Source organism: Phaeodactylibacter sp., from assembly GCF_022763345.1.
Taxonomy (GTDB): domain Bacteria; phylum Bacteroidota; class Bacteroidia; order Chitinophagales; family Saprospiraceae; genus Phaeodactylibacter.
In genome coordinates this window covers 225,458-239,265 of the sequence record NZ_JALEGS010000049.1, presented here as the reverse complement: position 1 = coordinate 239,265, position 13,808 = coordinate 225,458, and the positions used below count along the sequence as shown (strand labels likewise).

The following is a 13,808-nucleotide window of genomic DNA, read 5'->3' as shown; positions in this document are numbered from 1 at the left end:
CCAATATAGGCTTTTGATAACCAAGCTTCTCTCTATACTAAAGCCTGGGCAGCAGATCAAAAGCGCGGTTGCTAATTGTCCAATGTCATGAATGCAATCAAGATTTGTAAAATATACTGCCTTTATTTAAATTAGCAGTATATTCTACAATATGGAAAAAGAAGAGGCTATTCTCGGAATATTCCGCCGGAATAACGGCTATGCAAAAACAGGTGAGATCCTTAAAGCAGGCTTCCACAACCACTACCTTGACCTACTGCTGGAAAAAGGAGCCATTATCAAGCTTAAACGGGGGCTGTACCGTCTTACTTCGGTCAGTGCAGACAGCGAGCTGGAAGAGGTTTGCCGGATCGTCCCGAAGGGTGTCGTATGCCTCTTTTCCGCGTGGGATTACTACGGGCTTTCGGACTTTGTACCTCCTGAGTACCACATTGCCATTGAGAAGTCCCAAAAGGTTGCGCTGCCAGATTACCCACCAATAAAGCTTTACTATTGGAGTGAAGCCTACTGGCAGTTGGGCATCACCTACGTCAAAATAGGGAACACGGAAGTTCCGATTTACGAAAAGGAAAAGTCAGTCTGTGATGCAATTCGGTTTAGAAATAAAGTCGGAAAGGATATTGAAAAAGAAGTACTGAAAAACTTTCTAAAAGAAAGAGATCGAAACATTGAAAAATTGCTCCGCTTCGCCCGCCTGCTAAGGGTTGAAAACATTATAAAGCGCTATCTAAATATTCTGCTATGAAGGAAAAGAAGAACATCGTGGCTTCGGTAAAGGGACGGCTGTTACACATCGCCCGTTCAGAAGGCAAAAGCCATCAATTGCTTTTACACGGCTTTTGCCGAAAATCCTGGCAAAACTTCCGCGCAGGCACCTCCGACCGCAGCCCTTACCGGCAATTGGATGCAGGTGGTCAGTTATCAGACCGGTGAGGTGTATGAGGAGCCGGTATCCGGGAAAATCAGCTACGGCTCCTATGGCTACGGCCACCTGCTTGAACTTCGGCAGGATGGTAGCTACCGGCTTACTTATTCCTACGACAATTTCACGCAGGGCTGCGAAAACAAAGCGGCGTTCACCGAAGAAGGCCGTTTTGAACAACAGGGACAATGGCTGGAGCTACAGCCCACAGCTTACGATGGTGCCTACGTAGTCTGCGGCCAACGCACAGCAAAACAAAAACAGCAACCTCCCGTCCGACGGTTTCAGCTACAGCTGTCTGCAGATGGACAGACCCTGCGCTTGCACGGGCAGCCCTTTGAATATACCATCAGCCTGGAGTATGATGCTGCTAATCAGCCTTATTTTGACGAAACGTTTCAAAAACAGTAGTGCAGCTTCAATTGAATAAGTACAAGTGTGGTAAAGTTGAGCCCTTTTATTAATATCCATTCTGACTCGCATTGACTTCAGATCACCTTAAAATTGACTTAGACTCCTTTATTCGCTATTTTTGTAGTTGTCATACTTCTAGTTTACTGTATCTTTTTCTGTTTGCAACCAACAACCAAAAGAGAAGCAGGAAGCATCCGCACCGATACCAAGGCAGGGTATTGCCAGTTTGATCAGCCTCAATAAAATTTATAATCATGCAAGTCGTAACAGTCGAACTAATTAATAAAAATGCTCTAAACCTTCTGCAGCAATTAGAACAGCTTAACATTCTTCGGTTGGTTGCGAACAAACAAAAATCCGACCAACCTCTCAAACGCCAATGGGCTGGAAGTATTTCTAAAGAGACTGCTTCTAAAATGCTTCAACATGCTGAACAAAGCCGTAACGAATGGGAACGAAATATTTGATAGACACTAATGCGGTCATTGAGTTCCTGAGCGGTGCAGTCCCTGAATCTGGCAGCAAATGGTTGCAAGATATCGTTGATGAGGATCTGCACCACCTTTCTGTTATTAACCAAATTGAGCTATTGGGTTTCAATGGCTCTCCTACAGAAATGCAAACGCTGGAAGAATTTATTAATGTGTCCACTGTATTGCCACTTTCGGACGTAGTGGTGCAAAAAACCATTGATCTGCGCAAAAATCATACAATCAAGTTGCCGGATGCTATTATTGCAGCCACTTCATTGACTTACCAACTAACTTTAGTTACTCGGAATACTATAGATTTCCAGAAGATAGAGGGCTTGGATTGTGTCAACCCTCACAAGCAATGATAAAAACGGTCTTGTGATAGCTGTTAAACTACTCGCTGACTATAGAAAAATAAAGAGACCTGCATAGTTTCCCCGCTAATCCGTAACAGACCGGTAGCGGTATCGAGCTCCCGAACATTCTGTCAGGGCAAACTAAAAGATACTTTTTTTTGTAAATGGGACTTTTGCCACTCATCCCCCACACCTCCCCTAAAAAACGTCCCAAATCTCACCAAACCAGGGTTTCGACCCTATTCATCAGCGTTTCAAATCAAATCCATACAAGTACAAAACCACCTGTCCGCTTGAAGTCCTGGGGGTTTTCATAGGCTGCGGCTGCCCGGGCCGCCCATCAATTTTGGTACAGCCCCCTAAACGTCCTCAATCTCATTTCAGGACGACCGCCGCGCCCTGCCCCTGCATCTTTGTGGTGTAATCAATCACTCGACTTTTCACCATTAATTCTTTCAAAATGAAAAACACACTCCTCCTCATTTTCACCTTTTGCACCCTTAGCAGTGTTTTTGCTCAGCGCGACCTGCAGACCGGCAGTGCCGCCGATGTAGCCCGTAAGTACAGGGTTAGCCTGCCCGTTATCACGCTGCCTCAGCTGGCCACCAAATCCTGGGACGACCGGACCCATACACAGCACATAGAACTCCACATCAAACGCGATCTGGATGACAAGAATATCATCGGGCTCAAGCTGGCGACCTGGCGGTTATTCCAGCCTATGGGCATTGTGTGGTGGGACGGCCTGCTGGATAAGATAGAGTCTGAAAGCGAATTCTACCCCGGCCATGTAAGGGAATCAGGAATAGGCATCACCTATCAACGTATGCTGTGGAAAGGGCTGTTTGCAACCGTTGAAGTCCTCCCGCAGTTCAAAACCTACCTGGACGAGGACAACAACAAGGTTGGAGATGGCTTCAAGCTGTACAATTCCTATCACCTGGGCTACCATTTTGCCTTTGGCAAGGAAAAACGGTTTTTCATAGAACCGCAGGTCCACTGCCAGCACTGGATGTTTGATACCAATACGCCTGATGAATTTAAAGCCCTGGATGACAAATGGCGGAATTACTTCCTGTTTGAGCCCAATCTGTATTTCGGTATAAAGTTCTAAAAAACAGCCCCGGTAAAGGTTTGCACTGCCTTTGCCGGGGCCGTTGTATGTTTGCCCGCATGATACGCTGACCTAACTGCGTGCTACTCTCCCCCCACAGCTCCGCCCGGGCGGCTGGCCGGAATCTCGTAGCTGATGTTCATATCGCGGAGTACGGAATCGAGAATGGGGTCTTTCCCTTCCACATACCCTTCCTTAATATCATGGCCGAAAAGGCTACCCATCGTATTCCAATAGGAAGCGGTAAGGCCATTGCGGAGGTCCTTAATGAGTTCAAAAAGCGGCGTGTCGAGCTCACGTTCGATCATCTCGATCAGGATCATGCCCTGTGTCTTGGTCAGCCCCTTGAGGGGGTCCGTAAATTCGCGCTTGAGGTCGCGGTGAAGCTGACGGATATAGCGGCGTTGCTCCCGGTCTTTCATATGCTCAGTCGCGTATTCCACTTCCCGGAACAGCTTAATGGCTTCTACGGCATAAGGGTATACCACGGCAGCGTAACGGCGGTAGCGGCGGTACTTAAGGTAGTCCTCCCGGTTTTCAAACTCCCGCATGGAAGAGACGGAGACATCATCAAGCGTTGCCATAATCAGGGTATCGCCACAGGCGTCGATCATGTAAGGCAGGCGCTGCCCGTTGATGGTTACAGAGCCACTCGTTTCCTGAGCCGAAAGGCCGAGGAAAAACAGGGATGCTGCGAAGGTCAGAAGTATATTTTTCATGTTGCTACAGTTCAGTGATTCAGGAGCGGGTCAGCAGGCTAAGCTTATGCCGACTGCTCCAATACAGACAACGTACAAACGGGGGCGATAAGTTGCTTAAACCCCATGTATTTCTGGAATTTAGACGTTAGTCTTACTTACAGGTAACGCCCTGCACCGGCCATCATTGCGGATTTAGGACAACCTTAACGACCGCCCATATCGTACTTGTCTCGGAATTTACGGTAGAGCACCTTTTGCTGATTGTCCAGGTTGATCTTGCGCCCCTGAATGAAGGCATGCAGCACCTCGCTCGTGCGCACGTCAAGGGCATCCCCCCGGCTGATGAAGAGGTTGGCATCTTTGCCTACCTCCAGAGTCCCCGCACGGTCGTCTATGCCCAGTATCTTTGCCAGATTACCCGTCAGCCCGGCCACAGCCTGCTCGTATTCCAGCCCATAACCAACCGACTGCCCGGCCTGAAAAGCCAGGTTGCGCTGCTGCCAGAAGCCTTCGTGGCCAAAACCGTACAGCACGCCGGCTTCCTGCAGTTGGGTGGGCGTTTTGAAGGGCTGATCAATGTCCGAATCCACCCGGGCGGGCAGACTTTGAGTGGAACTGAGGATGACCGGCACTTCGGCCTCCTTCAACGCATCGGCAACCATCCAGGCATCCCGCCCTTCCACAATGACCAGGTTCAATTCGAAATTTTGCGCAAAGCGTACGGCATGGAGGATTTCCTTAGCCTCCTGTGCACGGATGTAAACCTTACGCTCACCGCTCAGCACCGGGGCCATGGCTTCGAGCTTGAGGTTGGGCTGCTCGCGGTCTTTACGTTGATTGTAGGCCTGGGCTTCCTTAAAGAAGTCGCGCAGCGCTTCCACATCCTCGGTATAGTCGTCGTTTTTGCTGTAGCGCCTATCCTTCCAGCTGTAGCTGAAAAGGGATGGCCAGTTGATGTACAGTCCATCGTCAGCAGCGTAAGCCGCATCCTCCCAGTTCCAGGCATCGAGCTGCACAATACTGGAAATACCCGAAACGCGCCCACCGGATGGTGCAATCTGTGCCAGCAGTACACCTTGGGAACGCACTGTGGGCGTCACCGGAGAATCGGTATTGTAAGCAATCAGGCTGCGGACACTGGGGTTCATCGTACCGGTCTCGTCGTAATCGCGGGTCGCCCGTACGGCGCTGATATCCACCAGCCCCAAATTGGTAGCCGTGGCGATAAAGCCGGGGTATACATGCTGTTCGTTGGCTTCAATTTGCTGATGCCCGGCCCAGTTTTGACCAGCAGCTTCAGCAGCGGTGCCCACAAAGGTAATTTTACCGTTGGCGAAAGCAATGACCGCATTTTCAATAGCCACCCCGTTGCCCAAATGAGCCGTGGCACCGGTGATGTAAACGGGCTGCGCCTGAGCCGGAGCGGGAGCAGGCACCTGCGCCTTCAGGGCAAAGGCGAGGCAGGCAAAGACAAGAGTAATGAAAAGTCGCATAGCAGTAGTAATGATTGGTTCGTGACCGGTAATATACATCAGATTACGGGATAAGAATATCGGATGAGCCAAAAGGTTGGCCGTAAAGCATGGTAATCTTGGCCCCATTCAGCCAGAATCCTGTATTTTTGCCCTGAACCTATTTAAAAAATGACTGCCCAACCCATTCCTGCTTCTATCGCTGTCCTGCCTTTTGTCAACCGGAGTGCGGACCCCGAAAACGAGTACTTCAGCGATGGCATTACCGAAGAGATCATCAATGCCCTGACCAAAATCAAAGGGCTGAAAGTGACTGCCCGGACCTCCGCTTTTGCTTACAAGAATAAACCCGCAGACATCCGGGAAATCGGGCGGCAACTGGGGGTGGCCAACCTTTTGGAAGGCAGTGTCCGCAGATCCGGCAATAAGGTACGCATCACGGCTCAACTGGTCAATGCCGAAGACGGTGCCCACCTCTGGGCCCACCGCTTTGACCGGCAATTGGCCGATATCTTTGAGCTACAGGACGAGATTAGCCTACTCATTGCCGACCAAATCCGCGAGCATTACGGCCACTTCGAAATGCAGGACCACCTGGTGCAGGCGCCCACGCAAAACATCAAAGCCTACGACCTCTACCTCAAAGCCCGCCACAACCACCTGAAATGGGACAACGAGGGCATCACCAACGCCATTCAGTACTATCAGGATTGCATAGCGATTGATCCCAACTTTGCTCTCCCTTACTTTGGCATCAGCTATTGCTTTGCCATGCGGGCTTCCTTCAGCGGCATGCCCGGCCTCCTGGATACCGCCGAACACTACCTGCAACGCGGGTTTGAGCTGGACCAGCATTCTGATCTCGGGCATTTCAGTCAGGGCACCCTGCTGTTCTGGGGGCGGTGGGACTTCAAAGGCGGAGCAGCAGCTTACCTCAAAGCGCTGTCCATCAACCCTTCCAATACCGAAGCGGAGGAGGGGCTGACCGAGCTGTACACCGCCATCGGGTATTTTGACCTGGCAGAGGAGCACGCCCGGCATATCCTGACGCTCAACCCCCTCTCGCCCAACCACCACTTCACGCTGGCTAATATCCGCTACCTGACTGGCGATTACGAAGCGGCACTGGCTGCGGCCGAAGCGGCACTGCAGATCGCCCCCAATTTCACCCATGCTATTGGGCTCAAACAGCTCTGCCTCATTCTGCTGGGCCGCCCCGAAGCACTGGAGGCCTTTTTGCAAAGCAACCGCCTAGTGGAGTGCCCGGAGGAGTGCCGTGCGCTTTACCAACTCCTGCATGGGCAAATTGACAAAAGCGATGTGGCCCGGCTGATCCAAACGCCCAAGTCAGGAAGGGATATCCATTTATTCTCTTGGGATTTATTCCTTCAAACCCATTCCGAAGACACCGCATCGGCACTTGTTCACCTGCAAGGCATGACGAGCCGCCATCTCGGACAGTATGTCAATTTCGCGCACATCCCTTTTCTAAAGCCACTGCACAGCACCCCTGTTTTTAAGCAGTTGCTACAGGAAAGCTTTGCACCCAACCGCCTCCCTCCTGCCACAGAAGGTGGCAAACCGGAACCTGCAGGCAGCAGAAGCCTTATAGACGATGTAGAAATCCCAGCCTTGCTCACCCAGCTTCAACAACTAATGGAAACCGAAGGGGCCTACCAAAATGCCGACCTTTCGCTCCGCCAGCTGGCCGAACGCCTCAGCCTCACGGCTAACAAGCTATCGTGGCTGCTCAATGAGCATGTCGGGCAAAACTTCAATGCCTACATCAACGCCTTCCGCCTGAAGCAATTCCAACGGCTGGCCCTTGACCCCGCCAACAGCCACCTGACACTCCTTGGGCTGGCTTACGAAAGTGGCTTCAACTCTAAAACCGTCTTCAACGCTTACTTCAAAAAATCGACGGGAATGACGCCCCGCGCCTGGGTCAAGAAACAGCAGCAGGCATGAGCATCGGATGGGCACAACTCAAACAATACCTCAGTCGCCCGCATTACTGGGAGGACCGCCCATGGGCAATATTCCGGCAGGCTTTAGGCTTCGGGGCTATCACTTTTGCAGTGCTTTGGTTTTTCGAGCCCTTTGGGTTTTACCAGCTTTCCTCTGCTGCACTATTGATGGTCAGCCTGGAAATCTCAGCGTCCGTTACCTTTTTCATTTGCCTGAACTGGTGGCTGCTGTCCCGCCTTTTCCCGAATTTTGAGCCGGCAGATCATTGGATGGTAAAGCATGAGCTGATCCTGACGCTCTGCACTATCCTGCTCATCGCCATTGCCGTTGGGGGCATCCTGCACGTTCAGGACATCATTGTGCTGGGTAGCCTGAGCCAGGCCGTTAAGGTTCTTTTGAATACCGCCCTGATTGCACTGATCCCAATCCTAATCTTTGTAGCCCGCGACCAGAACAGATTGCTGAAACGCCATTTAAAACAAGCCGAGCAGTACACCCGCCAATTGCAGCAACCGGCAGCAACGCCGGGAGAAGCCCTTGTTTCCCTTCCGGATGAAAATGGCAAACCCGTCCTCCAGCTCCCCGCTGAACGCATCCTCTTTTTGCAGGCAGCCGGCAACTACGCTGAAGTGCATTTTCTGGATGAAACCCGGCAGCCACGGCGGGAGCTCCTCCGCAACCGCCTCAAGGCGCTAAGCGAGGTCCTCCCTGAAGACCAGTTCATCCAATGCCACCGCAGCTACCTGGCCAACCGGCAGCTCATTCGTCAGGTGAAGGGCAATGCCCGGAATTATGAGCTGGTCCTGGAAGGGGCCAATCAGACGGTTCCGGTAGCCCGCAGCAAGGCCGCATCTGTCATGGCAATAATCGGAAAAACATAGGCTTCCCGTTCATCCCGGCATGGTCCCGTTCGTCCCTTTGAGTTGCAAAAGCCCTGATTATACTGGTCTTTTGCGCCAAAATCACGAACGCAATGAAAACGACCTTACTATTTACGCTGGCCTGGCTTTGCAGCCTCTCCCTGCAGGCGCAAGTGTACCTCGAAGAACAAAACCAGCACCGGTTTGCACAAACTCATGTGGGGTTGCACTACCGCTATCAGCCGGAAGGGGGGAAAATCTTCTGGCAGGGGGCGGATGGTCTGGAGTCCGGTACATTTCCTGCTTTTGGCACCCCACAAATCAGCATAGGCGGGCTGCACTTTTGGGGGCACCTCAACTTTGTGATGCACTTCGACCTGCCTGTAAGCGGAGCGCAGGATATCGCTCCCAACACCAAAATCAAAAGGCAGCAATTTGCAGATCTGGGCGCCCATTTTTACCCCTGGCGCATGGAGTTTGGCAAGCTACGCCCCTTCATCGGAGGTACCTACGTCGGGCACAACCTCGCTTATGAGCAGAATGGGCGGGACAGAACTGATGGCTGGCTTACTTTTTACCCGGAAGCAGGCCTATCCTTCGGCAGCCGCAACTGGCAGGCGACACTGAAAGCCACCTACTTCCTCTCACCGGAAAAGGACTTCTACGTCGATTCCAGAACACCGGTCAGCCTGGAACTGCCCCCCTGGCAACTCAGCCTGGGGCTCTCCCGCTATTTCGATACCACCCTGCGGGAGGAACCCGGGATAAAAGATGGCAGCACCTACGCCCTGGAGGAACAACTCCAATCCGCGGGCAAGCTCAACAGCCTCTCGGTGGGCATTGGCGCCAGCAGTGGTATTTTTCTCCGCCGGCCCGCCTTTGATGACTTCGTACGGCAGTCGCTGCCTGAACACAAAACCGCGCTGCACCTTGACCTTGGGCTGGGCTACCTGTTCCACCGCCCCGGGGTGCATGTCGGGATTGCCTACCGCGACTACGACAGCCGGGTGGGCAGCTTCGGTTATCAGCAAATCCTGCGGCGGCGGTCGGTCGCTTTGGAAGGATACAAGTTTTTGCTCAACTACAACGGTTTTGTGCCCTTCCTCGGCTTGTCGCTGTCCTATGACCGCTGGGCAATGGGCGACTTTGAAGGCAATATACAAGTAGGTGAAGTGGCCCGAACGGAAGGCCTACAGCCGGGGCTGATTTTTGGGTGGGATATCCTGCCTTCCCCCCTGGAGACCTGGGTATTGCGCACGAATCTGCGCTACTATCCTAAGCTGGAGATCAATAGTGTCGCTGGCGGAAAAGCCCGGGTGGACCAACTGGAATTCAACTTCATACAGCTGGTATTTTATCCGCAGCGGATGTACCACGTAGGCAAAACGAAGCGGCATGCTAAAAAATAACTTCATCCTGCTGATGCTTAGCATAGTATTCGGTATGGGTGCCTGCAACTACAGCAAAAATGTGCTATTGCTGTCACGGGGGGAACTCCTGCGGGATGACTTCCGAACCGCCATACCTTTCCACTACGGGAAAGGCTTGATCCTGGTCGAAGCCACGATCGGATCGGAGACAGCGCCCCGGCGCTTCATTTTCGATACCGGCGCATTTGAATCCAAGGTGGAGAAAAGCTGGGGCTTGTCCATGGGCCTGTCCCAAAAAGCCACAAAGCTCAATCATGCGGCTCAGGGCGTGTCCCGGCAAATCACCATCACACAAATGGATACCATATCTCTGGGGGGAGTGCCTTTCGGCAAAATTTCTGCCGGGCTGTTGCAGTACGACTCCCTTTCAGCAAGCCGGTGCCTGGCGCCCGGCGGGCTGATCGGGGCCAACCTCATTCAACATGCGCATTGGAAAATCGACTATCAGCAACAACAACTGTGGATAAGCGATCAGCCGTTTGAAGCAGGTGCTGAAGCCGCTGTATTGCCATTTTCCCACCCCACGCTTTCCGGCAAGCCTTCCATTGCCATAAATGTTGGGGGCAATACGGTAAAAAACCTGATTATGGACACGGGCTATAACGGCAGCCTGACGCTGCCCATGGCGCTCCTCCCGGAATTTGAAGGGTACCCGGTAGATACACTCATCGATCAATCCGGCACCGGTATTTACGGGCATGCGGCAGCGCCCGACACCGTTTTCCGTATGCTGCTTCCTTTGAGGTTTGGGGAACACACCCTTCAAGCTCCGGTGGAATTCACCCGCCACGGTGGTTACCTGGGCAACGAGGTGCTGGAAAAATTCATTGTATCCCTCAATTACGACAATAATACCATCGCCTTTGTCCCCGCCATGGCCACGGCCATTCGTACTGGTCCGGATTTCGTCCCTGGTATCCTTTCCGATAGCCTTTGGCAAGTCCGAAGATGCCCTGTGAACAGCCCCGTAAAGTTTGGAGACACCATCGCCCGAATCGATGGCTATCGCCCCTGCGACCTATACGAAAACTATTGTGATTACGTCCTGGGCATCCGGGAGCTTTTAGAAAATGACACCCTGACGCTGGAATATCCGGAGGGGAAAACCTTTGAGCTGACTCCTTAGGGGGTCGTTACTTCCTCACACATCATAAGAAAAAAATCAAACCATCAACATGAAATTCACCCCACTGATTCTTTTTTGCCTTTGCACCGTTTCGCTCACGGCCCAAACCAATAAAGCAGAGCGGCTCACCCAATTCATCAAGCAAACCCTGGCCGCCACGGACCACCTGACCGGGTTGAGCGTTGCCATTACCAATCCGGAAGGCACGCTGTATGCTAAAGGCTTTGGCTACGGCGACCGTGCACAGCAGGAAATGGTCACGCCGAAGACTTCATTCTATATTGCTTCCTGCACCAAAGCTTACAACGGCTTACTCGCCTCTATCCTCGCCGCTGAAGGACAACTAGATCTGAGCCGCCCAATTTTGTCTTACCAGCCTTTCAGCAGCTTTGAACAGCAGGACCTCTTTGCGGGCATCACCGTGATGGACCTCCTCACCCACCAAAGCGGCCTAGAAAACCCCTACCTCTCTACCCTTCTTGCCTACTCTGGCGCGTATACGGATGCTCAGGTCCTCCGCCTGATTGAAGAAGAAACGCAAGCCAATGAAACGGGCAAGGCTTTTGCGTACACCAATTTTGGCTACTATCTGCTGGATGTGCTGCTACAGGCCGAGTTGGGGAAAAGCTGGCGCGATTTGTTGCAGGAAAAGGTATTTAGCCCTTTGGATATGCAGTATACGACCGCCTATGCATCGAAAGTCAGCACACCGAATGAGGCCGTACCCTACGATGGCTTGTACCCGGACAAATTGCTGCCCGTTTACCTGAGAAAAGTCGATGCCACCATGCACGCTGCCGGCGGCCTGATGACGACGGGTGAAGATGCCGCCCGGTTCTTGGCGTGCTATCTTGCTCCGGAGCAAGGCCCCTTCCCCACTGCTATCGTTCGGCAATCCTATGAAAAGCAGGTCAGCGCCACCCACGAATTCACGGAAGCGTTTAACGCCAATGGCTATGCGCTGGGCTGGCGTACCGGTGCCTACGCCGAACAAGCCCTGGCTTACCACTTTGGCGGTTATCCGGGGTTCTTTTCCAGTTTGTCCTTTATGCCTGAAGCAGGGCTGGGGGTAGCCGTGCTTGCCAATAACAACATCAGTGGAGCATTGGCTATCCGTATCACGCAGTATGCCTACGACCTGTACCTGGGCAATGAAGGCGCGGTCAAAAAGCACGAGCGTCAGGCGGCCCGGCAACTCAAAAAACAGCTCCGGCGCTACCGCAAATGGGAAAGCAAGCACCTATCCAAGATGGCCAAACGCACCTGGCAGCTTACCTTGCCCAAAACGGCTTACACAGGCACATTCCGCAATCCCCACCTTGGCGAAGTCACTGTTGTAATGGAAGATGGGGAACTCGTCGCCCGCATGGGGCGAATCCGCACCGTGGCTACGCCTTATCCGCACGATAACTGTGCCCGGGTGGAAATGGCGCCGGGCTCCGGCATGGTCATCTGTTTTGGTATGAAAGACGGCAAAGTGGTCGACTTTTCGTTTGGGCGGGATGTGTTTGAGCGGGTGGAGTGAAGCGGACAATGAACATCCCCACCGCCCTTTGCTTTGAAAAGGTGCTATGAAATTTAAAAGCCTTTTCACCTTCAAGTACGCCCGCGTGGTCTATGGAAGTATCATCCTGGCCATAGGCGCAGTGACGATGCTGTTCCCAATCATCCCGATGGGCTACGTAGGCGTATTTGTCGGCTCTTATCTTTTACACCACAAAATCCCGTTTCTGGAGCGGGTGATGAACTGGCTGCGAAAAAAGGACAAGAAGGGTCGCTTGCAAGGGTTTGAGGATAAGGTGGAGCAGTTTTTTCAGAAAGAGGAGCCATAGCTTTAGCCTGCCATTTCTGCCTTTTTATTACCTTTGCGGGATGCAAATTACAGCAAGAGAACTCGCACATTTTCTGGGAGGCACCCTCGAGGGGAATCCCGATATAACCGTCAGTCAGCCCAGCAAAATTGAGGAAGGAGGAGAGGGTACCATCTCATTTCTCGGTAATCCGAAGTACGAATCGTATGCCTATACGACAACCGCCTCCGTCCTTTTGGTGAGCAAGGACTTTGAACCTAAGTCACCCGTATCCGCTACCCTGATACGGGTGGACGACGTGTACGCCTCTATTGCCCGCTTGCTGCAACAGTTTGGGCAACAGGCAAAGCCGGCGCCCGGTATTTCTGATATGGCTGTAATCAGCGATGAAGCTATACTCGGCAATCAGGTGAGCATTGGCGCTGCCGCGATCGTTGAGGCTGGAGCTCAGGTTGGAGAGGGTGCGATCATTATGGGGCAGGCCTATATCGGCAAAGGCGCCAAAATCGGTCCGAATACACTGATCTATCCCGGTGCCCGAATCCTGGACCGCTGTGAGGTGGGCCGGAATTGCATTGTCCATGCCAACGCGGTGATCGGAAGCGATGGCTTTGGCTTTGCTCCAAAAGAAGACCGGAGCTACGATAAAATCATCCATGTTGGGAATGTCGTTATTGAAGATGAAGTCGAAATTGGCGCTAATACGACCATCGACCGGGCCACAATGGGCAGCACCATCATCCGGGAGGGCGTCAAGCTCGATAATTTGATACAGGTTGGACACAATGTGGAAATCGGTGCCCATACCGTTATTGCAGCACAAAGCGGTGTCGCCGGCAGTACCAAAATTGGTAAGTACTGCCGTATTGGCGGGCAGGTTGGGTTCGCCGGTCATGTAGAAATTGCGGACGGCTCGCAGATACAGGCACAGAGCGGTATCGCCGGACACATTAAAGAACCGAATCAGGCCTGGTTTGGCTCCCCGATCATCCCCTATCGTGATTTCATCCGCTCCCATTCTGTTTTCAAGAAGCTGCCGGAACTCTACAAAACCATTAGCCGATTGGAACGGGAGCTACAAACGTTGAAGACGCCTGAGGCAGACCAATAAAGCCGTCTTTAACAGTACTATCCTCGAAAATCCTATCTTTGCAGAAAAAT

Annotated in this window: 15 protein-coding genes; 13 read left to right on the top strand and 2 right to left on the bottom strand. The window is 52.4% G+C overall.

The window, feature by feature from the left end:
* Nucleotides 1-151 precede the first annotated feature (151 nt).
* The 6 genes from MRY86_RS13660 to MRY86_RS13635 all read left to right on the top strand — a co-directional run bounded on the left by MRY86_RS13660 (nt 152) and on the right by MRY86_RS13635 (nt 3,279).
* Entirely contained in the window at nt 152-745 is a 594-nt protein-coding gene (locus MRY86_RS13660) for a type IV toxin-antitoxin system AbiEi family antitoxin domain-containing protein (protein WP_293570424.1), read from the top strand.
* On the top strand, nt 742-933 hold the full coding sequence (locus tag MRY86_RS13655) for a hypothetical protein (protein ID WP_293570425.1): 192 nt from the start codon (nt 742-744) through the stop codon (nt 931-933). The genes MRY86_RS13660 and MRY86_RS13655 overlap by 4 nt, the downstream gene beginning before the upstream one ends.
* Nucleotides 905-1,333 carry a hypothetical protein gene (locus MRY86_RS13650; protein WP_293570426.1) on the top strand — a complete coding sequence of 143 codons (429 nt, stop codon included), beginning with the start codon at nt 905-907 and terminating at the stop codon, nt 1,331-1,333. The genes MRY86_RS13655 and MRY86_RS13650 overlap by 29 nt, the downstream gene beginning before the upstream one ends.
* 257 nt (nt 1,334-1,590) lie before the next feature.
* Nucleotides 1,591-1,803 carry a hypothetical protein gene (locus MRY86_RS13645; protein ID WP_293570427.1) on the top strand — a complete coding sequence of 71 codons (213 nt, stop codon included), beginning with the start codon at nt 1,591-1,593 and terminating at the stop codon, nt 1,801-1,803.
* Nucleotides 1,785-2,174, top strand: coding sequence for a type II toxin-antitoxin system VapC family toxin (locus MRY86_RS13640; RefSeq protein ID WP_293570428.1), 390 nt, complete (start codon nt 1,785-1,787; stop codon nt 2,172-2,174). Before MRY86_RS13645 ends, MRY86_RS13640 begins: the two co-directional genes overlap by 19 nt.
* 451 nt (nt 2,175-2,625) lie before the next feature.
* A complete protein-coding gene (locus MRY86_RS13635) occupies nt 2,626-3,279 on the top strand; it encodes a hypothetical protein (RefSeq protein ID WP_293570429.1) in 654 nt (217 codons plus the stop codon).
* 83 nt (nt 3,280-3,362) lie between these two features.
* On the opposite strand, the gene MRY86_RS13630 is transcribed toward MRY86_RS13635, so the two are convergent.
* Nucleotides 3,363-3,998, bottom strand: a complete 636-nt coding sequence (locus tag MRY86_RS13630; RefSeq protein ID WP_044148679.1) for a DUF4294 domain-containing protein — start codon at nt 3,996-3,998, stop codon at nt 3,363-3,365.
* 185 nt (nt 3,999-4,183) lie between these two features.
* Nucleotides 4,184-5,473 (bottom strand): amidohydrolase family protein, encoded by a 1,290-nt coding sequence (locus MRY86_RS13625; protein ID WP_293570430.1) that lies wholly within the window; start codon nt 5,471-5,473, stop codon nt 4,184-4,186.
* 150 nt (nt 5,474-5,623) lie between these two features.
* Between MRY86_RS13625 and MRY86_RS13620 the strand changes: the two genes are divergently transcribed.
* From MRY86_RS13620 to lpxD, 7 genes are all read left to right on the top strand, one after another.
* Entirely contained in the window at nt 5,624-7,420 is a 1,797-nt protein-coding gene (locus MRY86_RS13620) for a helix-turn-helix domain-containing protein (protein WP_293570431.1), read from the top strand.
* The gene (locus tag MRY86_RS13615; protein WP_293570432.1) at nt 7,417-8,301 is read left to right on the top strand and encodes a LytTR family DNA-binding domain-containing protein; all 885 of its coding nucleotides are present in this window, start codon (nt 7,417-7,419) and stop codon (nt 8,299-8,301) included. The genes MRY86_RS13620 and MRY86_RS13615 overlap by 4 nt, the downstream gene beginning before the upstream one ends.
* Nucleotides 8,302-8,393: 92 nt before the next feature.
* Complete coding sequence (locus tag MRY86_RS13610; protein ID WP_293570433.1) at nt 8,394-9,689, top strand: hypothetical protein; 1,296 nt, start codon at nt 8,394-8,396, stop codon at nt 9,687-9,689.
* Entirely contained in the window at nt 9,676-10,836 is a 1,161-nt protein-coding gene (locus MRY86_RS13605) for an aspartyl protease family protein (protein ID WP_293570434.1), read from the top strand. The genes MRY86_RS13610 and MRY86_RS13605 overlap by 14 nt, the downstream gene beginning before the upstream one ends.
* Before the next feature lie 49 nt (nt 10,837-10,885).
* The gene (locus tag MRY86_RS13600; protein ID WP_293571550.1) at nt 10,886-12,361 is read left to right on the top strand and encodes a serine hydrolase domain-containing protein; all 1,476 of its coding nucleotides are present in this window, start codon (nt 10,886-10,888) and stop codon (nt 12,359-12,361) included.
* Nucleotides 12,362-12,407: 46 nt separating this feature from the next.
* Nucleotides 12,408-12,668 (top strand): hypothetical protein, encoded by a 261-nt coding sequence (locus MRY86_RS13595; protein WP_293569323.1) that lies wholly within the window; start codon nt 12,408-12,410, stop codon nt 12,666-12,668.
* Between the two features lie 40 nt (nt 12,669-12,708).
* On the top strand, nt 12,709-13,758 hold the full coding sequence (lpxD, locus tag MRY86_RS13590; RefSeq protein WP_293569321.1) for a UDP-3-O-(3-hydroxymyristoyl)glucosamine N-acyltransferase: 1,050 nt from the start codon (nt 12,709-12,711) through the stop codon (nt 13,756-13,758).
* Nucleotides 13,759-13,808: the final 50 nt, after the last annotated feature.